This is a genomic window from Prauserella cavernicola (genome assembly GCF_016595675.1).
In the GTDB taxonomy this organism is placed as follows: domain Bacteria; phylum Actinomycetota; class Actinomycetes; order Mycobacteriales; family Pseudonocardiaceae; genus Prauserella_A; species Prauserella_A cavernicola.
On record NZ_JAENJH010000004.1, the window covers coordinates 321294 to 341917 of the forward strand.

At 70.9% G+C, this 20624-nt stretch carries 24 protein-coding genes and 1 pseudogene; 11 read left to right on the top strand and 14 right to left on the bottom strand.

What is annotated here, in order from left to right; translation table 11 throughout:
* Positions 1-2: 2 nt before the first annotated feature.
* Genes cysD through JHE00_RS19270 form a run of 4 tightly spaced genes read right to left on the bottom strand, consistent with a single transcriptional unit; the run spans position 3 to position 3476 of the window.
* Positions 3-923: a sulfate adenylyltransferase subunit CysD gene (cysD, locus tag JHE00_RS19260; RefSeq protein ID WP_200319950.1), complete on the bottom strand. Its 921-nt coding sequence runs from the start codon at positions 921-923 to the stop codon at positions 3-5.
* 11 nt (positions 924-934) lie between these two features.
* Positions 935-1639, bottom strand: coding sequence for a phosphoadenylyl-sulfate reductase (locus JHE00_RS19265; protein WP_200319952.1), 705 nt, complete (start codon positions 1637-1639; stop codon positions 935-937).
* Positions 1636-1797, bottom strand: a complete 162-nt coding sequence (locus JHE00_RS35155; protein ID WP_307832017.1) for an Insertion element protein — start codon at positions 1795-1797, stop codon at positions 1636-1638. The genes JHE00_RS19265 and JHE00_RS35155 overlap by 4 nt, the downstream gene beginning before the upstream one ends.
* Positions 1794-3476: a nitrite/sulfite reductase gene (locus tag JHE00_RS19270; RefSeq protein WP_200319954.1), complete on the bottom strand. Its 1683-nt coding sequence runs from the start codon at positions 3474-3476 to the stop codon at positions 1794-1796. Before JHE00_RS19270 ends, JHE00_RS35155 begins: the two co-directional genes overlap by 4 nt.
* A 339-nt stretch (positions 3477-3815) precedes the next feature.
* On the opposite strand from JHE00_RS19270, the gene hemW reads away from it, so the two are divergent.
* A complete protein-coding gene (gene hemW / locus JHE00_RS19275) occupies positions 3816-5018 on the top strand; it encodes a radical SAM family heme chaperone HemW (RefSeq protein ID WP_200319956.1) in 1203 nt (400 codons plus the stop codon).
* A gap of 5 nt (positions 5019-5023) precedes the next feature.
* On the opposite strand, the gene JHE00_RS19280 is transcribed toward hemW, so the two are convergent.
* Positions 5024-6196: a saccharopine dehydrogenase family protein gene (locus JHE00_RS19280; RefSeq protein WP_200319958.1), complete on the bottom strand. Its 1173-nt coding sequence runs from the start codon at positions 6194-6196 to the stop codon at positions 5024-5026.
* Complete coding sequence (locus JHE00_RS19285) at positions 6180-6863, bottom strand: TetR/AcrR family transcriptional regulator (protein WP_200319960.1); 684 nt, start codon at positions 6861-6863, stop codon at positions 6180-6182. Before JHE00_RS19285 ends, JHE00_RS19280 begins: the two co-directional genes overlap by 17 nt.
* Positions 6864-7216: 353 nt before the next feature.
* Here JHE00_RS19285 and JHE00_RS19290 point away from each other — a divergent pair, with 353 nt between their 5' ends.
* Together JHE00_RS19290 and JHE00_RS19295 are read left to right on the top strand one after the other, a co-directional pair.
* Complete coding sequence (locus JHE00_RS19290) at positions 7217-7549, top strand: WhiB family transcriptional regulator (protein WP_200319962.1); 333 nt, start codon at positions 7217-7219, stop codon at positions 7547-7549.
* A 27-nt stretch (positions 7550-7576) separates the two neighbouring features.
* A pseudogene (locus JHE00_RS19295) lies at positions 7577-8194 on the top strand (LLM class flavin-dependent oxidoreductase).
* Here the strand turns inward: JHE00_RS19295 and JHE00_RS19300 are convergent.
* The 6 genes from JHE00_RS19300 to JHE00_RS19325 all read right to left on the bottom strand — a co-directional run bounded on the left by JHE00_RS19300 (position 8169) and on the right by JHE00_RS19325 (position 11460).
* Positions 8169-8672: an ANTAR domain-containing protein gene (locus tag JHE00_RS19300; protein WP_200319965.1), complete on the bottom strand. Its 504-nt coding sequence runs from the start codon at positions 8670-8672 to the stop codon at positions 8169-8171. The pseudogene JHE00_RS19295 and the gene JHE00_RS19300 overlap by 26 nt on opposite strands.
* 339 nt (positions 8673-9011) lie before the next feature.
* Entirely contained in the window at positions 9012-9665 is a 654-nt protein-coding gene (shbA, locus tag JHE00_RS19305) for an RNA polymerase sigma factor ShbA (protein WP_200319967.1), read from the bottom strand.
* Positions 9666-9859: 194 nt separating this feature from the next.
* The gene (locus tag JHE00_RS19310; RefSeq protein WP_200319969.1) at positions 9860-10159 is read right to left on the bottom strand and encodes a DUF202 domain-containing protein; all 300 of its coding nucleotides are present in this window, start codon (positions 10157-10159) and stop codon (positions 9860-9862) included.
* On the bottom strand, positions 10156-10509 hold the full coding sequence (locus JHE00_RS19315; protein ID WP_200319971.1) for a YidH family protein: 354 nt from the start codon (positions 10507-10509) through the stop codon (positions 10156-10158). The genes JHE00_RS19310 and JHE00_RS19315 overlap by 4 nt, the downstream gene beginning before the upstream one ends.
* Positions 10506-10970, bottom strand: coding sequence for a GtrA family protein (locus tag JHE00_RS19320; protein WP_200319973.1), 465 nt, complete (start codon positions 10968-10970; stop codon positions 10506-10508). Before JHE00_RS19320 ends, JHE00_RS19315 begins: the two co-directional genes overlap by 4 nt.
* A gap of 70 nt (positions 10971-11040) precedes the next feature.
* Positions 11041-11460 (bottom strand): anti-sigma factor antagonist, encoded by a 420-nt coding sequence (locus JHE00_RS19325; protein WP_200319975.1) that lies wholly within the window; start codon positions 11458-11460, stop codon positions 11041-11043.
* 232 nt (positions 11461-11692) lie between these two features.
* On the opposite strand from JHE00_RS19325, the gene JHE00_RS19330 reads away from it, so the two are divergent.
* The 4 genes from JHE00_RS19330 (at position 11693) to JHE00_RS19345 (ending at position 14726) form a co-directional block, all read left to right on the top strand.
* Positions 11693-12157, top strand: coding sequence for a hypothetical protein (locus JHE00_RS19330; protein WP_200319977.1), 465 nt, complete (start codon positions 11693-11695; stop codon positions 12155-12157).
* Positions 12154-12591: a hypothetical protein gene (locus JHE00_RS19335; protein WP_307832018.1), complete on the top strand. Its 438-nt coding sequence runs from the start codon at positions 12154-12156 to the stop codon at positions 12589-12591. The genes JHE00_RS19330 and JHE00_RS19335 overlap by 4 nt, the downstream gene beginning before the upstream one ends.
* Positions 12592-12997: 406 nt before the next feature.
* Positions 12998-13294 carry a HesB/IscA family protein gene (locus tag JHE00_RS19340; protein WP_200319979.1) on the top strand — a complete coding sequence of 99 codons (297 nt, stop codon included), beginning with the start codon at positions 12998-13000 and terminating at the stop codon, positions 13292-13294.
* Positions 13295-13541: 247 nt separating this feature from the next.
* Positions 13542-14726, top strand: a complete 1185-nt coding sequence (locus JHE00_RS19345; protein WP_200319981.1) for a zinc-dependent alcohol dehydrogenase — start codon at positions 13542-13544, stop codon at positions 14724-14726.
* 7 nt (positions 14727-14733) lie between these two features.
* Here JHE00_RS19345 and JHE00_RS19350 read toward each other — a convergent pair whose 3' ends face one another.
* Entirely contained in the window at positions 14734-15861 is a 1128-nt protein-coding gene (locus JHE00_RS19350; RefSeq protein ID WP_200319983.1) for a glycerate kinase, read from the bottom strand.
* 5 nt (positions 15862-15866) lie between these two features.
* The gene (locus JHE00_RS19355) at positions 15867-16835 is read right to left on the bottom strand and encodes a 2-hydroxyacid dehydrogenase (protein WP_200319985.1); all 969 of its coding nucleotides are present in this window, start codon (positions 16833-16835) and stop codon (positions 15867-15869) included.
* A gap of 195 nt (positions 16836-17030) precedes the next feature.
* Here JHE00_RS19355 and JHE00_RS19360 point away from each other — a divergent pair, with 195 nt between their 5' ends.
* The 4 genes from JHE00_RS19360 to pcaH are packed head-to-tail and all read left to right on the top strand — an operon-like array spanning position 17031 to position 20546.
* A complete protein-coding gene (locus JHE00_RS19360; RefSeq protein WP_200319987.1) occupies positions 17031-17852 on the top strand; it encodes a CoA transferase subunit A in 822 nt (273 codons plus the stop codon).
* A gap of 38 nt (positions 17853-17890) precedes the next feature.
* On the top strand, positions 17891-18619 hold the full coding sequence (locus JHE00_RS19365) for a CoA-transferase subunit beta (protein ID WP_230424640.1): 729 nt from the start codon (positions 17891-17893) through the stop codon (positions 18617-18619).
* Positions 18616-19794, top strand: coding sequence for a thiolase family protein (locus tag JHE00_RS19370; protein WP_200319991.1), 1179 nt, complete (start codon positions 18616-18618; stop codon positions 19792-19794). The genes JHE00_RS19365 and JHE00_RS19370 overlap by 4 nt, the downstream gene beginning before the upstream one ends.
* A 14-nt stretch (positions 19795-19808) precedes the next feature.
* On the top strand, positions 19809-20546 hold the full coding sequence (pcaH, locus tag JHE00_RS19375; RefSeq protein WP_200319993.1) for a protocatechuate 3,4-dioxygenase subunit beta: 738 nt from the start codon (positions 19809-19811) through the stop codon (positions 20544-20546).
* Positions 20547-20624 lie beyond the last annotated feature (78 nt).

Sequence of the window (20624 nt, forward strand, 5' to 3'; positions counted from 1 at the left end):
GGCTAGAAGTACCCCTCCCGCTTGCGGTCCTCCATGGCGGCCTCGGACAGCCGGTCGTCCGCTCTGGTGGCGCCGCGCTCGGTCAGCCTGCTGGCCTGCACCTCGGCGATCACGTCCTCCACAGTGGACGCGGTGGACTCGACCGCGCCGGTGCAGGAACCGTCACCCACGGTGCGGTAGCGCACCGTCAGCTCCTCGACCGTCTCGTCCTCGCGCGGGCCGCCCCACGGTCCCTCGGTGAGCCACATGCCGTCGCGGCGGTACACCTTGCGCTGGTGGGCGTAGTAGATCGAGGGAAGGTCGACCTCCTCGCGCGCGATGTAGTTCCAGACGTCCGCCTCGGTCCAGTTCGAGAGCGGGAACACGCGCACGTGCTCACCGGGGCGGTGCCTGCCGTTGTAGAGGTTCCACAACTCGGGCCGCTGCCTGCGCGGCTCCCATTGGCCGAAGGCGTTGCGCAGGCTGAAGATGCGCTCCTTGGCGCGGGCGCGCTCCTCGTCCCTGCGGCCGCCGCCGAAGACGGCGTCGAACTTGTGCTCGGTGATGGTGTCCAGCAACGGCTGCGTCTGCAGCGGGTTGCGGGTGCCGTCGGGGCGCTCCGTGAGCCGCCCGTCGTCGATCCAGTCCTGCACGTGCGCGACGACCAGCCGCAGCCCGTACTTCTCGACCACGCGGTCGCGGAAGTCGATGACCTCCTCGAAGTTGTGTCCCGTGTCCACGTGCAGCAACGGGAACGGCACCGGCGCGGGCCAGAAGGCCTTGATCGCCAGGTGCAGCAGCAACGTCGAGTCCTTGCCGCCGGAGAAGAGGATCACGGGGCGATCGAACTCGCCCGCGACCTCGCGGAAGATGTGGATGGCTTCCGATTCCAGCGCGGTGAGGTTGTCCCGCGCCGCGTCGGCCGCGGCCTCCAGTGTGGTCATGACATCCTTCCTCAGGCGTGCAGCCCGCACTCGGTCTTGGACTTCCCGGCCCAGCGGCCGCTGCGCGGGTCGGCACCCGCCGCCACCTTCGCGGTGCACGGTGCGCAACCGATCGAGAGGTAACCGTCGTCGACCAGCGGGTTCTGCAGAATCCCGTGCTCGGCGATGTAGCCGTTGAACTCTTCGTCACTCCAGGCCGCGATGGGGTTGACCTTCACGAGGCCGTTGCGATCGTCCCATGTCACGATCGGTGTGTTCGCCCTGGTGGGTGCGTCTACTCTGCGTACACCCGTGACCCAGCACGAGTAGCCGGACAGCGTCTTGCGCAGGGGAACCACCTTGCGCAGATGGCAGCACTGGGTCGGGTCGCGGTCGTGCAGTTTCGGCCCGTACTCGGCGTCCTGCTCGGCGACGGTCTGTTCTGCCTGGGCGTTGACGACCGTGATGTCCGGATAGACCATCGCGACGGCGTCGCGGGTGCCGATGGTCTCGGCGAAGTGGTAGCCGGTCTCGAGAAACAGCACATCCACATCGGACTTCACCTTGGTCGCCAGGTCGACCAGCACTGCGTCCTGCATGTTCGAGGCGACGATCAGGTCGTCGCCGAACTGCTCGACCGCCCAGCGCAGCGCCTCGTCCGCGCTCGCGTCCGCAAGCCGCTCGGACGCACTCTCCGCCAGTGCCTTCAGTTCTTCGGTCGATGCCGCCGCGGTCATCGGGTCACCTCCGGTATCTGCAGGCCGATGAAAGTCACCGAGAACACCCGCCGACAGGACGAACACAGCCAGGCGCCGTTCTCTTCCGGTCGGAGATCCTCGTCGCCACAGTACGGACAGTAGAAGGCCGTAGCCCGGGTGGGAGTGGATTCGGTCACTTCAACTCGGCTTCCTCGGCGCGGGTGACCCACTGGGCGAACCTCTCGCCGGTAGTCCTGCCCGCGAGATAGTTCCGTACCACCCGCTCCACGTAGTCGGTCAGCTCGGCGCTGGTCACCTTGTGTCCTCGAAGTTTACGGCCGAATCCGGAATCGAGCCCGAGCCCGCCGCCCAGGTGCACCTGGAAACCCTCGACCTGGTTGCCCTCGTCGTCGGTGACGACCTGACCTTTGAGGCCGATGTCGGCGACCTGGATGCGGGCGCAGGAGTTCGGGCAGCCGTTGAGGTGCACGGTGACCGGATTGTCCAGACCGTCCTGAATTCCCGCGAGCCGTTCCTCGAGCTCGGCGACGAGCCGCTCGGCCCTCGCCTTGGTCTCGACGATCGCGAGCTTGCAGAACTCGATGCCGGTGCAGGCCATGACGTTGCGGCGCCACGGGGACGGCTCCGTCTGCAGCCCGGCCTCGGCGAGCTCGGTCTTCAGCCCGTCCACTTCGGCCTCGGGGACGTCGAGCACCACGAGTTTCTGCTGCGGGGTCAGGCGGACGCGGCCCGAACCCGCCCGCTCGGCGGCCTTGGCCACCGCGAGCAGCATCGAGCCCGACGAACGGCCCGCGACCGGCGCGCCGCCGACGTAGAACTGGCCGTCGGTCTGCCGGTGCACGCCGATGTGGTCGATCGGGCGCGCCGGCGCCTCCGGCGCGGGGCCGTCGACGAGTGCGCGCCCGAGGTACTCCTTCTCGAGCACCTCCCTGAATTTCTCGGCTCCCCAGTCCTTCACCAGGAACTTGATGCGCGCGCGGGAGCGCAGCCTGCGGTAGCCGTAGTCGCGGAAGATGCCGATGACCCCGGCCCACACGTCGGGCACCTCGTCGCGGGGGATCCACGCGCCGAGCCGCTGCGCGATCATCGGGTTGGTGGAGAGCCCGCCGCCGACCCAGACGTCGAAGCCGGGGCCGTGCTCGGGGTGCTCGACGCCGACGAACGCGATGTCGTGGATCTCGTGGGCCACGTCCTGCTGGCCGGAGATGGCGGTCTTGAACTTGCGCGGCAGGTTGGCGTACTGCGGGTCGCCCACGTAACGCCGCTTGATCTCGTCGATCGCGGGCGTGCCGTCGATGACCTCGTCGGCCGAGATGCCGGCGACGGGCGAGCCGAGGATGACGCGGGGGCTGTCGCCGCACGCCTCCATCGTGGTCATGCCGGCGGCCTCGAGCTTCTCCCAGATCGCGGGCATGTCCTCGACCCGGATCCAGTGGTACTGGATGTTCTGCCGGTCGGTGATGTCGGCGGTATCGCGCGCGTAGGTCTGGGAGATCTCGCCGAGCAGCGCGAGCTGGTCGGTGGTGAGCGCGCCGCCGTCGAGGCGCACGCGCAGCATGAAGTAGCTGTCGTCGAGCTCCTCGGGCTCCAGCGTCGCCGTGCGGCCACCGTCGATCCCGGGCTTGCGCTGCGTGTAGAGGCCGTACCAGCGGAAGCGGCCCCGCAGGTCGCCGGGGTCGATGGAGTCGAAGCCGCCGTGTGCGTAGATGTTCTCGATGCGGGCGCGAACGTTGAGGGGGTTGTCGTCCTTCTTCGAGCGCTCGTTCGGGTTCAGCGGCTCGCGGTAGCCCAGGGCCCACTGACCCTCACCGCGACGCTGTTTGGTCCGGGTGGGGCGGCCTGCGTTCGGGGCCATGTGTCCTGTCCTCCAGGGCGGGTGATCGCGGTGGACGACGCCGCGCGTGCCGGAGCGCCCTGGACGAGGCCGTGGTGGGAGCAGTTCGCGGCACACCGGCGTCACGTTGTCCGGAAACGGGCAAATGACGCGGTAGGTCAGAGCCGGCAGAGACTGCTGGAGACGCGCAGGTAGTCGACGTGGCGGCGAACCACGAGAGCGACACCTGCTGAAGTCATGGCCTCAGAGTGCCACCTGCTCAGTATGTGGTCCAGATGCGCCCGCATGGTGGGAGCAACGTCATAGGCGCACGTCGGCGGCGTGCGCGAGGCCCGGCGAGGCCGGTGGAAGACTGGAGCGGTGAGCACCACCGCAGCCCCCGACCGGTTCGTCCTGCCTCCCTCCGCGCGCAGCGGACTGGGAACGCGGCCGTTCGGCGTGTACGTCCACGTTCCCTTCTGCGCCACCCGCTGCGGTTACTGCGACTTCAACACCTACACCGCGGGCGAGCTCGGCACCGCGGCCTCGCCGGAGTCGTGGCTCGAGGGCCTGCGCCGCGAGCTCGACCTCGCCGCGGACCTGCTCGGTGGGCCGCCGCCCGCCGACACCGTGTTCGTCGGCGGCGGCACGCCGTCGCTGCTGGGCGCCGAGGGACTCGCCGCCGTGCTCGGCGCCGTGCGCGGCTCGTTCGGGCTCGCCGACGACGCCGAGGTGACCACCGAGTCCAACCCGGAGTCGACGTCGCCCGAGTTCTTCGCGGGCCTGCGCGAGGCCGGCTACACGCGCGTCTCGCTGGGCATGCAGTCCACGGCGCGGCACGTGCTGCGCGTGCTGGACCGCGTGCACACGCCCGGCAGGCCGGTCGCGGCCGCGAAGGAGGCCAGGGCGGCGGGGTTCGCGCACGTCAACCTCGACCTCATCTACGGAACGCCGGGCGAGCGTCCCGAGGACCTGCGCGGCTCGCTCGAAGCCGTGCTCGACGCCGGGGTGGACCACGTGTCCGCCTACGCGCTGATCGTGGAGGACGGCACCGCGCTGGCGCGCAAGGTGCGCAAGGGTGAGCTGCCCGCACCCGACGACGATGTGCTGGCCTCCCGCTACGAGCTGATCGACGAACTGCTCGGCGCGGCGGGGCTGCACTGGTACGAGGTGTCGAACTGGGCGGCCACGGAGCGTGCCCGGTGCCGCCACAACCTCGGCTACTGGCTCGGCGGGGACTGGTGGGGCGCCGGTCCGGGCGCGCACAGTCACGTCGGCGGCGTGCGCTGGTGGAACGTCAAGCACCCCGCGCGCTACGCCTCGGTGCTCGCCGAGGGTGAGGCGCCGGTCGCAGGCCACGAGCTGCTGACCGACGCCGACCGGCACCTCGAGCGCGTGATGCTCGAGCTGCGGCTCGTCGAGGGATTGCCGCTGTCGGCGCTCGACGACGACGGCGTGCGCGAGGCGCGCGCCGCCGTGGCCGAGGGGCTGCTCACCGAGCGCGGGATCGCCGAGGGCAGGGCGGTGCTGACCGACCGGGGCAGGCTGCTCGCCGACGCCGTGGTCCGCAGGCTGGTCGCCTGAGCCGCTCAGTCCAGCTCGCGGATCGTCAGCCCCGCGGCCTGCAACCGCTCCAGCAGCGCGTCGCCCATCGCGACGGCGGTGGTGACCTGTCCTGAGGTCGCGGGCAGGTCGTCGAAGGCGAGGCACAGCGCCGACTCGGAGAGCATCTTCGCCGACTCGTCGTAGCCGGGGTCGCCGCCCGCGAACTCGGTGACCACCTTCGTGCCGCCGCCCTCGCCCGTGAACCGGACGTTGAACCAGGACTTCGCCCGCTGCCGCTCACCCGGTCCCTCGCCCGGCTTGCGCAGTCTGCCGAGCAGGTTCCTGGCGGGCGGGATCTGGGCGAGCACCGCGAGCACGCCGAGCCCCGCGCCCGCGACCACGATGGTGGGCAGGCGCTTGACGACCGCGGTGTGCCGGTAGGTGAAGTCGGGTCCGTAGCGCGGCAGCGCCGCCGCCGACCTGGCGACGATCTGCGGGTCGATCGTCGGCAGCGGCACCAGCCAGCGGCCGGTGCCGGGGTCCTTGGAGGGCCTGCCGAACGGGGTGTGGATCGCCCGGTCCTTCGGCCACGGCTCGGCGCGGCGCCGTGCCTTGGCGGTGCGCGCCATCTGCCTGGCCCGCGAGAACGCGGCGAGCACGGAGGAGTAGGTGCCGCCCGAGAACTGGGCGCTGACCTTGATCTGGCCGGTCACGGTGAGCGGGACGTCCTTCGGCAGCTTGCCGACCGTGAAGTAGACCCCGAGGTCGTAGGGGATGGAGTCGAAGCCGCACGCGTGCACGATCCGGGCGCCGGTGCGCTGCGCGGTCGCGTGCTGGTCGAGATAGGTGCGGTCGGCGAACTCGGGCTCGCCGGCGAGGTCCACGTAGTCGGTGCCGCTCTGCGCGCACGCGGCGACCAGCGGCTCGCCGTACTGGAGGTAGGGCCCGACGGTCGTGATCACCACGCGGGCCGATTCGGCGACGGCACGCAGCGACGTGGAATCGGTGACGTCGGCGGTGAGCAACGGCAGGTCAGCGCAGGCAGGGTTGATCGCCGCGAGCCGCTCGCGCGTGCGCTGCAGCTTGGCGCGATCGCGGCCGGCCAGGGCCCAGCGGCATTCGGCGGGCGCGTGGCGCGCGAGGTACTCGGCGGTGAGCCCGCCGGTGAAGCCGGTCGCGCCGAACAGGACGATGTCGTGCTCACGGGTGGCTGCCATGGGTGTCCTTCCTGTGCAGGTCCACCGGCTCGTCGGGGCCGAGAGCGACACCCTCCGAGCGCAGTGCGGCCTCGATCGCTCCCGCGACGAGGGTGGTGAGGTAGTCGGCGAGCTGCTCCTCGGGCAGCTCGGGGTGGTCGAGCCACCAGTTGCCCGCCGCCTCGACGGCGCCGACGATGCCGTGGGCCCAGGGTGAGGCGCCCTCGGACTCGACGCCGAAGGCCCGCAGGTACTCGCCGAGCATCGCCGCGACGGGCCCGGCCGCCGCCGTGCGCTCCTCGCTGGCCTGGCGCCCGGCCCTGGCCGCGCAGACGAACCGGAACACGTTGGGGTGCTCGCCGAGCACGCCGAGATAGGCGCGCACGCTCTCGCTCACGCGTTCCCTGATCGGCGCCGGTCCGCTGAGCGCGGGCGCGAGGCGATCGCGCACGAGGGCGAACGTCCGCCGCGACACGGCGTCGTGCAGCGCGGCCTTGTCGGCGAAGTGGCTGTAGAGCCGGGGTTTGGCGACCCCGGCCTCTCTGGCGATGTCGGCCATGCCCGCGGAGGGACCCAGCCGGTCGAGCGCCCGGAACGCGGCGTCGACGAACTGCGCCCGCCTCGCTTCACGGTGCTCGCGCCAGCGTGCGCTGCGGCCGTCTCCGGGGTCGTCCGCTCCGTCCGTCACGCGGCGAAGGGTACCCGAGGTACGGGGTACTTGCGGTACCCCCGAAACGGTACGGATTGAGAACCGCGCGGGCGGGGTACATCCCGATCATGACCCAGCACGACGACCTGGTTCCGCGCTCCGACGCCGAGGAACAGTGGCGTGCCGGCGGGAGGCCGACGCGGAGCGCGCCGAGCTCTCCGTGCCGCTGGAGGCGGATCCGGCAGACGCCGCCGACCAGGCCGAATCGGTCCCACTCGACGACGAGGACGACCCGGCTGGGGGATGGGGGCCGCCATGAGGTGTGAGTTCCCGGAAACCGGGGTAAACCGCGCGCGCGAGCGCGCAACGCACTCTTCCACGGAGGTGACCGCATGACCGATACGTCCCGCCTGCCCACTCCCGTCGCGGAGGTCTGGGAATGGCAGCGGCAGGGCAACTGCCGCAATCTCGACAGCGCCGTGTTCTTCCACCCTGACGGAGAGCGCGGCTTCGCGCGAGCCGACCGGGTCGCTCGCGCCAAGGAGATCTGCCGGACCTGTCCGGTGATCGTCCAGTGCCGGAACCACGCCATGACCGTGCAGGAGCCGTTCGGCGTCTGGGGCGGTCTGGACGAGACCGAGCGGCGGGACGCCATCGCGCGGCGCAAGACCGACGCTCAGCCGGTGGTCGCCGAGCCGGTGGTCGTCGAGCCGGCACTCGGCTGAGGAACTCCAGGAAACGAGGGGGAGTGCGTGCGGTTCGGCTACACCCTGCTCACTGAACAGGCGGGGCCGCGGCAGCTGGTGGCGGGCGCCGCCGCGGCGGAGCAGGCCGGTTTCGACTTCGAGGTCATGAGCGATCACCACTCGCCCTGGCTCGATGAGCAGGGGCATGCGCCGTATGCGTGGAGCACCTGGGGGCGGTGACTCAGTCCACCCGGCGCGTGGAGCTCATGACCTTCGTGACGTGCCCGACGAGGCGGTACCACCCTGCCGTCGTGGCCCAGAAGGCCGCGACGACCCAGGAGCTGGCCCGTTCCTGCGGGGCCTCGGAGCGGGCGAGAACCTCAACGAGCACGTGATCGGCGGGGGCCGGCCCCGGCCAACGTCCGGCACGAGATGCTCAACGATCTCTTCGACGGCGGCCACACCAACTACGTCACGGCGTCCGTCCCTGGTGGTCCAGACTCCGAGCGGATCGTCGCCGCGGCCGCCCCGTTCTGGAAAGCGGGCTTCAGCGACCTGCCCCTCGGGCAGATCGGCGGCGAGCACCAGGACGAGTTCCTCGACACCGCCAAGCGGGTGCCGCTACCCGCGTTGCGGGAAGCGGCGCGGGCAGCGGTGTTCAAGCCCGCACTCGCAAACGGCTGAGCACGTCGTGGGGCGGAACCCAGCCGTGATCGACCAGCACCTGGTACAGCGCCGTCAGTGTGTCGTCGACGTCGTCGTCACTCGCGGAGGCGAGCACGTGCGCCTGCCGCAGCACTGCGTCGTCACTCGCGTTCGCGGACACCGTCCCATCACCATCGGCGTCGCCGGGCAGCGTGCCGTTCGTTGCGGCCTCGTGCAGTAGCGGATCGAGCTGGGCCTGCTCGACGCGCTGAGCCAGTTCGACGAGCGCCTGGGCGATGCGGTGCAGCTTGATGTTGTGCTGCTGGGAAAGCCGGACGAGGATCTTGAACGCGTCCTGCGGCGGACAACGCCGCGTGGCGACGAGCACGCCCATTGCCTGCTCGATTGTGGCGCGCGTGCGCAATGCGCGGCGCAGGCCGTCGAGTTCCTGCTGCAGGTCGGTGACCTGGGTGAGCAGATCCGCGTCTCCGCCACGAGTTTCCCGGGTGTGCCCCACGCGTCGGACCGCCCGGTTCAGAGCGCGGGACCGCGCGGTGGGATCGGCAGGGTGTGCGTGGATGTCATGGGTGGCTCCCTCGGTCGGCAGTCGCGAAGACAGGCGCGAACACGGGGTCACTCACGGGTTTGGACCAGCCGGGCAGACCACGGCCGGTGCAAGCGTGCAGCGCCTCGCTTCGCGCGAACGCCGGGAGGCTCTCGGGTTTCTCGGCCGGAGACTCACCTGGCGCGCTGCGGCTGCTTGCTCAACCGCGTGTTGAGACAACTCTAAAGATGGCGCGCCGGTGGCCCTACATCGGCCCTGGGGAGTGATCGTCCGTGCGCTCTCGCGCGGGGGTCAGAAGCCGCCGTCCTGGCTGACGAGCGCGCGAAGCCGGGCGAGCGCGCGGTGCTGTGAGGTGCGGACGTTGGCGGGGGAGAGGCCGAGTGCCTCCGCGGTTTCGCCTGCGGAGAGCCCGACGACGATGCGCAGGATCACGATTTCGCGCTGGTTGTGGGACAACCGCGCGAGCAGTGTGTTGAGCCGGTGCCCGAGGTCGGTGTTGAGCGCGCGGCGTTCCGGCTCGTTGTCGCCGATGCCGGGTTCCGGGACCTCCGGGGTCGGGTCGGAGCGTTCCCTGGAGACGAGCCGGAACGCGTCGGACACCTTGTTCGACGCGATGGCGTGCACCAGAAACAAGAAGGAGCCGCCCCGGTCCTGATAGGTGGGCAGCGCGCGCAGTACGGCGACGCACGTCTCCTGTGCGACGTCGTCCGCCGACACGTACGACAGGTCACGCCTGCCGAGGCGCGCGCGGCAGTAGCGCGTGACGATGGGGGTGATCATGGTGAGCAGCGTCGCGACCGCCGAGTCGTCCCCGGCGGCAGCGGCCTGCACCACCGGGTCGAGTTCGGCTTTCGTGAGTTGCTGCTGTTGCTCGCCCCTGTGGGGCTGCGGTTCGCTGCCCGCCTTGACGGCGACGGGGGCGAGAACTGTGGCGACACTTTCCATAGCCGGCTCCCAGACCATGAACATGCGGTAGCCGCCGGGGTCCAGGACGGCGGGCTGTCGGGGTTTCGGTCTCGGGCCGGAGGTGCGGGGAGCCAACCTGCCCGGTGACCACTGTGCGTAATGCTAGAGGCGTCCAAGCGGGTAATCCAGATATCAACAAAAGTTGCCCCGATTGCACGAACGCGCTGGCGCGCTCAGCGCAGAAACGTCGCGAGGCTGGTGAGTGCGGTGGCGCTGACCAGCAAGGCCACGCCGAGGATCAGCGCGCGGCTGGGCGGAGGCGGTTCCGGGTCGCGCCGGAGCACGCGCTCACGGCGCCAGCCGACGACCGCGAGCACGATGGCGCTCGCGCTGGCCACCACGGCGGGTACGGCCAGCGTGCCCCAGCCGGAGCGGGCCGCGGCGTGCAGCAGCAGGAGTCCGCACGCGGCGGTGGACAGGGCCGTGCGCTGCCACGCCAGCCCGGTGCGCTCGGGTTGCAGCCCGTCCGTCATCCGACGAGCACCAGCACTGCCGCGAAGATCGTGAGCACCGAGACGCCACACGCGAGCACGATCAGCATGAGGCTGCGCGGCAGCGCGGAACCCCTGCGCATGGCGAGCTGGACCGCACGCCAGCGCGGGTAGCTGGCGATGGCGAGCACGGCGGCCAGCGCGATGCAGAGCGTCGCCAGCCCGGTCCTCGGGCCCGCCGAGGCCAGTCCCGGGACCAGCTGGTGCACCGCGACCCCGCCAGCGACCAGGCCCAGCGCGGTCCGGATCCAGGCGAGGAAGGTTCGCTCGTTGGCCAGCGTGAATCGGTAGTCGGGTTCGGTGTCGGCGCTGGAGTCGTCGCGATCAGTCACGAGTCCATCTTCACGCGAGAGACGAACACCCACGAACGGAGTACCAGGAACCGGCAGATGCCGCCGGCGAGACTGGTCGCCACCAGCACGGTGGTCTCCTCCAGTCGCGTGGGCGAGCCGCTCAGCGCGTCGAGCGCCCCGAGCGCCACCGATCCGGCGGCCGCGTAGTACGCGAACGTGAGGACGGTCTGCAGATGCCTGCGTGCGGGTGGGCTCTCGCTGTTCGCGAAGGTGATGCGCCGGTGGAACTCGGTGTTGAGCAACGTCGTCAGCCCGATGGCCACCAGGTTGGCCGCCTGCGGGTCGAACGGGGCCCGCGCGGCGAGATACACGAGGGCCTGCAGTCCCGTCGTCGTCGCCCCCGCGGCGAGGTAGAGCAGGGCGTAGCGGACCCACCCATGGCGGATGCGCGCCAGCGCGGCGGGCCGGGGCTCGCCGGGTGACGCGGTCACCGATGCCATGTGCGGGACGCTACTCGTTATTCACAAACTCGTGAAGTTGGACAAGTGTCTAAACGGTGTGGCCTTCGTTTCAGTTCTCGGCGGCCAGGGACCTCACCGCGTCGTCCGGGGTGGGGTGAACCGGCATCTGGGCGGCGAGCCCGGTCGCCTCCAGCGGGCGGAGCACGACCCGGCTGCTGGCCACGATCGCCCAGCGCAACTGCTGGCCGATCGAGCGCTCGGCCAGTTCGGCGAGCACCGACAGGCCGGCCGAGCCGAGAAAACCCACGCCGTCGAGGTCGAGCACGAGGCTGCTCGGCGGAGCGACCTCCTCCTGGATCCAGGCGCGGAGATCGGGGGCCGACAGCAGGTCGACCTCCCCGGAGACGCGGGCCAGCACGATGCCGTCGGGCCGGTGGTCGGCCTCGATCCGCAGCCCGTGGATGTCGAGGGAGCTTGTTCGGGCGGCCGCCGCCTCGGCGGCGAGGCCGTCGGATTCGGTACTTCGCACGGTTGGCCCTCCGTAGGGTCGGATGGGAACAAGCGGGATCGGCGGAACCCATCCAGGCGAGCACGCTCGCCGATGGTCCGCCTCAGTTCCGGCTGTGTTCTCAACCGTGACCCCAACCGTAGGAATCCTTCCAGGCCCGGCGCAACCTCGCTCGTCAGGGGGGCCGCGACGCGTTTGTCGCGCCTGGCCCACGGGTACAGCCGTACCCGAGCTGTTGGGAAGGAAAGCCAGAATGAACGACGGCAAGGAATCCGCGGCGTCCTCGCAGGACACGGGCTCACCCGACCCCGTCGAGACCGACCCCGCCGCGCTGAGCAGCGCGGAGGATCTCGACGAGGACAGCCTGCGGGTGGACCCGTTGGAGGAGGGCGTCGAGCCGCCCGAACACTGGAGCGCGGCGGACCGGTTCGGCACCACGCCGTTCGAGCAGCGGCAGGGTGAGAGCCTCGATCAGCGGCTGAGTGAGGAGCGGCCCGACGTCGGTGAACGGGACGTGCCCGAGCGTCCAGTGGCGGCGACCCCGGCGACCGAGCTGGACGACTCGATCGACCACGTCACCGAGGACGCCGAACCGGTGGCCCCCGAGGACTCCCCCCGGGAACCACGCGGCCCCGCGATCCGCCGGGGCCAGAACGCGGACCAGGCGGGCGGCTCGGTCGCCGACGCCATCCGGACTCCTATAGGCGGGGACTGGTGAGTACGGGGGAGGTACCGGTCCGCGGGCTCGCGGACCAGTTGCTGATGGATGTGCGGCTCGGCGACGTCGACGACCTCACCACGGTGCTGACCGGTCTCGCCGGGTCGTACGGGCCGCAGCGGCACCTCTTCGAACCGGTGCTGGCCGAGCTGGTCGGGCTCGTCGTGCGCGGCCTCGAACACCGTGCCCGCCCCGGGTGCGGTGTCTTCGTGGCCGATGTGGTGAACGGCGACGACGAGGCCGTGTCCATCGACGACGTGCCACCCGCGCTGCGGGCGCTGCTGCGAGCGGTGCTCGCCTCGCTCAACGCGGCCCCCGGTGACACGCACTTCCATCTCGGCCTCGTGGCCGCCGATCCCGATCCGCTGGCGAGGATCGACGTGGCGATGCACGCGCTGATGTGGGCCGACGTCCTGAGCGCCGACCTGGACTGAGCCCCGGCGGGTCGGCGCGGTGAAACATTTCCGTTTCGCGCGACCACTCTGCGGGAAACCAGGTATTCACAAGAGAATTCGTGAGGGTGGGCAGCCGCGAGCCAACCGTGGCCCGCCGGGGACCGGAGTTCCCCGCCCGCCCGGCGCCCCGACGCCGCGGCGGACAGCCGTTGCCCTGCAAGGACATTCGGGCGCGTGCGCAGCGAGAACGGCCGCTCGGCCGGCCGGGCACGCGAGCCCGCGACGGCGCCGACGTCGAACGACCACCCGGACCGGCGCACGATCCCGCGACGGTGGCCGTGGCCATCGAGCGGTGACGCGCCGGGGTGGCCGGGCGGCGCGTTCGCGCATGTTCTCCTACGGTGGGGGGTGGCAGCACGAAAGCAACCGAAGGGAATCACCGAACATGCTTGCGATGACTGACGCTGCCGTCGAGGCGATCAGTGCTCTGACCTCCCAGGACGGTCAGGAGGCCGCAGGACTGCGGTTCGCGGTGCGGGAGGAGAGCGACGCTGGGGCTCAGCTCGCGTTGTCGATCGCCCCGGCGCCCGAGGAGGGCGACGAGGTTCTCGGCACCAACAGCGGTGCTCGGGTTTTCCTTGAGCCCCAGGCGGCTTCGTTCCTCGATGACAAGGTGCTCGACGTCCAGCAGGACGACCAGGGCCAGCTGAACTTCGCTGTGATGCAGCAGCCGGAGGCCTGACCGGGCGAGTGGCCGGTCACCGTCCCCGCGGTTCGTGGGGACGGTGACCATCCCAGCCGTGTCGTGTCGCTTGACGGTCCTCAATGGACATCCGGCGTTTCTGCGGGGGTCGATCTCCGCGGGCTCCTGATCTCCCCGAGCCCGCCGGTCGTGCTGCCGACCGCCGCCGGGCGCGCCGCTGGGGAGTCGGGCTGAGCGATCCGGGGTATCCACCGCGTACCGGACCCGACGCGGAGGGAGGCCGACGATGAAGGCCGTGACCTACCACGGCAAACGGGACGTGCGCGTGCAGGAGGTCCCCGACCCGCGGGTGCGCGAACCGACCGACGCGGTGATCAGGGTGACCTCGACGGCGATCTGTGGCTCGGACCTGCATCTGTACGAGGTGCTCGGTTCGTTCATGGACCCGGGTGACATCCTCGGCCACGAACCCATCGGAATCGTCGAGGATGTCGGCAGTGCGGTGCCGAACCTGGCGAAGGGCGACCGCGTGGTGGTGCCGTTCACCATCTCGTGCGGCCACTGCTGGTACTGCGACCAGAAGCTCTACACGCAGTGCGAGACCACGCAGGTGCGCGAGCACGGCAAGGGCGCGGCCCTGTTCGGCTACACGAAGCTGTACGGCCAGGTCCCCGGCGGGCAGGCGGAGCTGTTGCGCGTGCCGCAGGCACACTTCGGCCCGGTCAAGGTTCCGGACGGGCCGCCGGACGAACGGTTCCTGTATCTGTCCGATGTGGTCCCGACGGCATGGCAGGCCGTGGAGTACGCCGGTATTCCTCAGGGCGGCAGTGTGACCGTGCTCGGGCTCGGGCCGATCGGGCAGCTGTCGGCCCGGATCGCCAGGTTCCGCGGCGCGGGCACTGTATTGGGCGTCGATCTCGTCGACGAGCGACTGGAGATGGCGCGGCGGCACGGGGTCGACACGATCGATCTGCGTGAGCACAAGCATCTCGCCGACTACGTCCGCGATCGCACCGACGGCAGGGGCACCGACTCGGTGATCGACGCCGTCGGCATGGAGGCGCACGGCGCTCCGTTCGGCACGCTGGTCCAGCAGTTCGCGAGCCTGCTGCCCAGCCCCGTCGCGGCAAAGGTCACGGAGAAGGCCGGGGTCGACCGGCTGAGCGCGCTGCACCTCGCGATCGACATCGTGCGCAGGGGCGGCACGATCTCACTGTCCGGTGTGTACGGAGGCATGGTCGACCCCATGCCGATGATGACGTTGTTCGACAAGCAGATCCAGCTGCGCATGGGTCAGGCCAACGTGAAGGCGTGGATCGACGACGTCCTGCCGCTGGTCACGGGCGAGGCCGATCCGCTGGGCGTCGAGGATCTCGCCACGCACCGGCTCCCGCTGGACGAGGCCGCGCACGGCTACGAGATCTTCCAGAAGAAGCAGGACCGCGCGATCAAGGTCCTGCTCCAGCCCTAGTGCGTGGTCAGCCCCTGGCCACCAGCCACTGCCTGACCAGCTCGGCGCTCTGCTCGCGCAGCAGCGGATAGGCCTCGCGCTGGGCGTGTTCCAGCGACGGTGCGTGGTCGATGAGCGCGCGGCTGCCCGCGATGCCCGCGGCGGCGAGGTCATCGTCCGTCAGCGCGACGCGGCCCGCGATGGCGAGCACGTCGACGTCGTGCTGCCGCGCCAGCGCGGCGATCCCGGCGGGTGCCTTGCCCGCGAGGCTCTGCTCGTCGAGCGAGCCCTCACCGGTGATCGCCAGGTCGGCGCCCGGCAGGGCGTCCGCCACGCCGGTGAGCTCGACCACGAGCTCGAAACCGGACTCGGCCGTCGCGTTGAGCGCGGCCATGGCGCCACCGGAGACGCCACCGCCCGCGCCCGCGCTGGGCACGTCACCCAGCGCGATGGTGCCCGCGCGCTCGAGCGCCCTCGCCCAGGCACGCAGCGACGCCTCGAGCTGCTCGACCTCGCGAGGGCTCGCGCCCTTCTGCGGCCCGAACACCGCCGCGGCGCCGTCGGGGCCGAGCAGCGGGTTGGTGACGTCGGTGGCCACGCGCACGACCACGTCGCCGAGCTGCTCGCGCACGGCGCTCAGGTCCACGGCGGCGACGGCGCCGAGCGGCCCGCCACCGAACTCGAACGGCCGGTCGTCGGTGTCGAACAGCATGGCGCCGAGTGCGCGCAGCATGCCGGAGCCGCCGTCGGTGCTGGCCGTGCCGCCGACGGTGAGCACGATGCGCCTGGCGCCGCCCGCGAGCGCGTGGGCCACCAGTTCGCCGACGCCGTAGGTGTGCGCGGCCAGCGAGACCTCGGGAGAGGGCTGCACGTACTCGATGCCGCACGCGCGCGCCGACTCCAGGTAGGCGGTGCCGTCGAGCACGACGTACCAGGCGTCGACCTGCTCGGACAGCGGTCCCGTGACGCGCAGGTCCACGCGCTTGCCGCCCGCGGCGAGCAGGACGTCCAGGGTGCCTTCGCCTCCGTCGGCGACCGGATACTCGACCACCTCGGCGTCGGGCAGCACGTCGCGCACGCCCTCGCCGATGGCCGAGGCCGCCTCCACCGCTGTGAGGCTGCCCTTGAACTTGTCGGGTGCGATCACCACGCGCATGCAGTTCATCCCTTCACCGGGGTCAGGGGTTCGTCGCCGGCGAGCACGGCGGCGGCGTTGCGGGCCGCGAGCACGGCCATGGCGGTGCGGGTCTCGGCCGTCGCCGAGCCGAGGTGCGGGGCGAGCGCGACGTTGTCGAGCTCCAGCAGGCCCGGGTGGACGTCGGGCTCGTGCTCGAACACGTCGAGGCCCGCGCCCGCGATGACACCGTTGGCGAGCGCTTCGGCGAGCGCGCCCTCGTCGACGACCGGGCCGCGGGTGGTGTTGATCAGGTACGCCGAGCTCTTCATCGCCGCGAGCGCGTCGGCGTCGATCAGGTGCCGGGTCTGCGGCGTGAGCGGGCAGTGCAGCGACACGATGTCGGCCGTGCGCAGCAGCTCGTCGCCGTCGACGTGGGTGGCGCGCAGCTCGCGCTCCACGTCCTCGGGCGCGCGACGGCGGCCCGAGTAGACGATGTCCATGCCGAACGCGCGTGCGCGCCGGGCCGTGGCCTGCCCGATCTGGCCGAGTCCGACGATGCCGAGCGTCTTGCCCTGCAGTCCTGAGCCGAGCATGAAGCCGAGCTGGAACGACCACGGCTCGCGGGCGCGCAGCAGCCGCTCGCCCTCGCCGAGCCTGCGCGTGACGGCGAGCAGGAGCCCGAAGGCGAGGTCGGCGGTGGCGTCGGTGAGCACGCCGGGGGTGTTGGTGACGACGACGCCGCGGTCGGTGAGCGCGGGCACGTCGATGTTGTCGTAGCCGACGGCGACGGTCGAGACGACCTTGAGCCGCGCTCCGGCGGCGTCGGCCAGTCCGGCGTCGATCGGGTCCTGCAGTGTGCTGACGATCGCGTCGGCGCCTTCGGCCGCGCGGTGCAGGTCCTCGACGGGGAGCTGGCGGTCCGGTTCCGGCGACCACACGTCTCCGGCCTCGCGCAGGATCTCCACTGCCGCTTCCGGGATCTTCCTGGTCACCACGATCCGTGGCCGCGTCATCCACCACTCCTGTTCATCACTGCAGTGAAGGACACCTTACTGGCGGGTTCACCGACGCACCCATGCAGTGAAGGGCACCTTTACTGCATCCAACGCAGTAAAGGTGCCCTTCACTGCGTTGACGCGGGCGGGATGAGGCGGATAAGTTCATATGTAGAACTTGTGTGCGTAATGCGAACATCGAGGTGTGGCAACGTGGCAGAGATCGTTTCGCTGGCCGAGGGGGTCGGCAGGCTCGTGCACGACGGCGACGTGGTCGCCATGGAGGGATTCACGCATCTGATCCCGCACGCGGCGGGCCAGGAGATCATCCGCCAGCGGCGCAAGGACCTCACGCTGGTGCGGATGACGCCCGACATCGTCTACGACCAGCTCATCGGCGCCGGGTGCGCGCGCAAGCTGATCTTCTCGTGGGGCGGCAACCCCGGAGTCGGCTCGCTGCACCGGTTCCGCGACGCCGTGCAGAACGAGTGGCCGGTGCCTCTGGAGATCGAGGAGCACAGCCACGCGGGCATGGCCAACCGCTACGTCGCGGGTGCCTCGGGGCTGCCGTTCGCGGTGCTGCGCGGCTACTCCGGCACGGATCTGCCCAAGCACACCGACACGATCAAGCAGATCACGTGTCCCTTCACCGGTGAGCAGCTCGCCGCGGTTCCCGCGCTGAACCCCGACGTCTCGGTCATCCACGCGCAGCGGGCCGATCGTGCGGGCAACGTGCAGATGTGGGGGCTGGTGGGCGTGCAGAAGGAAGCCGTCCTCGCCGCCAAGCGCAGCCTGGTGACCGTCGAGGAGGTCGTCGACGAGCTGGAGCCGGTCCCGGGTCAGGTGATCCTGCCGAGCTGGGCCGTCACGTGCGTCGCCGAGGCGCCGCACGGCGCCCACCCCTCGTACGCGCAGGGCTACTACGACCGCGACAACGCCTACTACGAGGAATGGGATTCCATTGGGCGGAAGAGGGACTCGTTCGAGGACTGGCTCCGCGAGAAGGTGTTCGACATGGAGGTGACGGACAAGTGAGCACGACGACCGACGCGCAGACCTACACCTCCGACGAGATGATGTCCATCGCCGCGGCCAGGGCGCTCGGCGCCGGGCAGCGCTGTTTCGTGGGCATCGGCCTTCCCTCCACCGCCGCGAACCTCGCGCGGCGCACGCACGCCCACGACCTCGTGCTGATCTACGAGTCGGGCACCCTCGGGTCCAAACCGGACCGGCTGCCCGCCTCGATCGGCGACGGCATCCTCGCCGAGACCGCCGACGCCGTGATCGGTGTGCCCGAGGTGTTCAACTACTGGCTCCAGCCCGGCCGCATCGACGTCGGCTTCCTCGGCGCAGCGCAGCTCGACAAGTTCGGCAACATCAACACCACCGTGATCGGTGACGACTACGCCAACCCGAAGGTCCGGCTGCCCGGCGCGGGTGGCGCTCCCGAGATCGCCGCGTCGTGCCGCGAGGTGTACGTGGTGGTGCGCCAGAGCAAGCGCAGCTTCGTCGACAAGGTCGACTTCGTGACCTCGGTGGGCCACGGTTCCGGCAAGGGCGACCGCGAGCGGCTGGGCCTGCCCGGCGCCGGTCCCACGCTGGTGATCACCGACCTCGGCATCTTCCGTCCCGACCCCGAGACGTGCGAACTGGTGCTCAGCCAGGTGCACCCGGGCGTCGAGGTGGAGCAGGTGCGCGAGGCGACCGGCTGGGACCTCACGGTCTCACCGGAGCTGTCCCGCACCGACTCGCCGAGCGAGACCGAGCTGGCCACCCTGCGCGCGCTGAAGGAGGCGAAGTGACGGGCGACGTCTTCGTGCTCGACGCGGTCCGCACGCCCTTCGGCCGCTACGGCGGCGCGCTGTCCGGCGTGCGGCCCGACGACCTCGCCGCGCATGTGCTGAGCGCACTCGCACAGCGCGGCGACCTCGACCCCTCCGCCGTCGACGAGGTGCTGCTCGGCGACGCCAACGGCGCCGGCGAGGACAACCGCAACGTCGCCCGCATGGCCGCGCTGCTGGCAGGCTGGCCGACGAGCGTGCCCGGCGGCACCGTGAACCGGCTCTGCGGATCGGGGCTCGACGCGGCGATACAGGCGAGCCGCACGATCGCGGTCGGCGACGCCTCCGTGGTGGTGGCCGGTGGCGTGGAGTCGATGAGCCGCGCCCCGTGGGTGCTGCCCAAGCCGGGCAAGGCTTTTCCCAACGGCCACGAGACGATGTACTCCACCACGCTCGGCTGGCGCATGGTGAACCCGGCGATGCCGCGGCAGTGGACGGTCTCGCTCGGGGAGAGCACCGAGATCCTCGCCGAGCGCTACGGCATCGGCCGCGACGAGCAGGACGAGTTCGCCCTGCGCAGCCATGTCAACGCCGCCACGGCGTGGGACGCGGGCTTCCACGACGGCCACGTGGTGCCCGTGCCCGGCACCGACCTCGCGCGCGACGAGGGCATCCGGCCCGATTCGAGCCTGGAGAAGCTCGGCAAGCTCAAGCCCGCTTTCCGTCCACAGGGGACGGTGACGGCCGGGAACTCCTCGCCGCTCAACGACGGAGCGTCGGCGGTGCTGCTGGGCGACCAGGCCGGTGCCGGCCGGCTCGGCGCGACGCCACTGGCCCGCGTCGCGGGCAGGGGAGCCGCCGGGGTCGACCCGGACGTGTTCGGCATCGGCCCGGTGCGCGCCGCGGAGCTGGCGTTGCGGCGGGCGGGCATCGGCTGGGCCGACCTGGCCGCGGTGGAGCTCAACGAGGCCTTCGCCGCGCAGTCGCTCGCGTGCCTGGCCGACTGGCCCGAGCTGGACCCCGCGATCGTCAACGTCAACGGTGGCGCCATCGCCATCGGGCACCCGCTCGGTGCGTCGGGCGGGCGCATCCTCGGCGCGCTGGCGCACGAGCTGCGGCGCAGGGGCGGCGGCTGGGGACTGGCCGCCATCTGCATCGGCGTCGGCCAAGGGCTGGCCGTCGTCCTCGAGGCGTGAACCAAGGAGGTTTCATGACCGCGTTGTCGGACTCGGGTCTCATCCTGCCGAGGTACCGGCGGGATCCGGAGGGGACGCACCCTCCGCTGGACTCGCCGGGCTACAAGTCGACCGGACTGCGGCACCCGAAGCAGCCGCTCGTGCTGCTGCCGCACAAGCTCACCGAGATCACCGGGCCGCTGCTCGGTCCGGGCAGGCTCGGTGAGTTCGACAACGACCTGACGCGGCAGCACCCCGAGGAGCCGCAGGGGCAGCGGATCATCGTGCACGGCAGGCTGCTCGACGGCGACGGCCGCCCGGTGCCGAACTCGCTCGTCGAGCTGTGGCAGGCCAACGCGGGCGGGCGCTACAAGCACGTCTGGGACAACTGGCCCTGCCCGGTGGATCCCAACTTCGACGGTGTCGGCCGCGCGGTCACCGACAGCGAGGGCCGCTACGAGTTCACCACGATCAAACCCGGCGCCTACCCGTGGAAGAACCACGACAACGCATGGCGGCCCGCGCACATCCACTTCTCCGTGTTCGGCACCGCGTTCACCCAGCGCCTGGTGACGCAGATGTACTTCCCCGACGACCCGCTGTTCTCCCAGGACCCGATCTTCAACTCGGTGCCCGACGAGAAGGCGCGCCAGCGCATGGTCTCGCGCTTCGACCTGAGCCGGACGGTGCCCGAGTGGGCGCTGGCTTTCGAGTTCGACATCGTGCTGCGCGGCAGGGAAGCCACGCCGTTCGAGGACGAGGAGGACGAGTGAGCGACACTTTCCGCCTTTCGGCTCGCGGAGTCCGACCGGGTGCGGGTGTCCCGCAGAACACAGAGGAGGACGAGCACT